The organism is Promicromonospora kroppenstedtii DSM 19349 (assembly GCF_000515355.1).
GTDB lineage: Bacteria > Actinomycetota > Actinomycetes > Actinomycetales > Cellulomonadaceae > Promicromonospora > Promicromonospora kroppenstedtii.
The window spans coordinates 15,986-16,519 of record NZ_KI911625.1 but is presented as its reverse complement, the minus strand read 5'-3'; the positions used below and the strand labels follow the sequence as shown (position 1 = coordinate 16,519).

The window sequence follows — 534 nt, the reverse complement described above, 5'->3', positions numbered from 1 at the left end:
CGCCACGGCGCGCAGCGCCCGCACCCGGCGCACCGGGTGGGCCGACCGCATGTCGCGCCGCACCAGGTCAGAGCCCAGCAGGGCCGCGGAGTCGATGCCCAGCGGCACCGGGTCCAGGCCGAGCCGGACGGCCAGCGGCACCAGGTTCGGGGCCACGCCGGTCACCACCTCGTGCCCGCGCCGCCGCAGCTCCAGGGCCACCGCGAGGGCCGGCTGGACATCTCCTCGACTGCCCACCAGGGCGAAGACATGACGCACGCGCGCACCCTACCCACCAGCCCGGCACCGGAGATCCCTTGACCAGCCCAGTGACCAGCCCGCCGAACAGTCCGCCGACGACCCGCTCCCCCGTGACGAGCAACCGCCTGACCTACGACGACGACCTGTTCCTGCGCACCCGCCGGGTGCTCGGGGTGGCCGTGGTCAACCAGACCGTCTGGCGCATCCCGGCGCCCCTCGACCTGGACGCGCTGCGCGCCCTGCACCGCGCCCTGGCCGAGGGCCCGCTGCAGCGCGTGGTGCGGCCGGGCCGCC

At 76.4% G+C, this 534-nt stretch carries 2 protein-coding genes; one reads left to right on the top strand and one right to left on the bottom strand.

Annotated features, from left to right (window positions below; all coding sequences use genetic code 11):
• Positions 1–258 (bottom strand): glycosyltransferase (locus PROKR_RS05675; protein ID WP_211240040.1); only part of this gene is annotated, 258 nt, incomplete at its 3' end.
• A gap of 92 nt (positions 259–350) precedes the next feature.
• Here PROKR_RS05675 and PROKR_RS33970 point away from each other — a divergent pair.
• Positions 351–534 (top strand): hypothetical protein (locus tag PROKR_RS33970; RefSeq protein WP_036960450.1); only part of this gene is annotated, 184 nt, incomplete at its 3' end.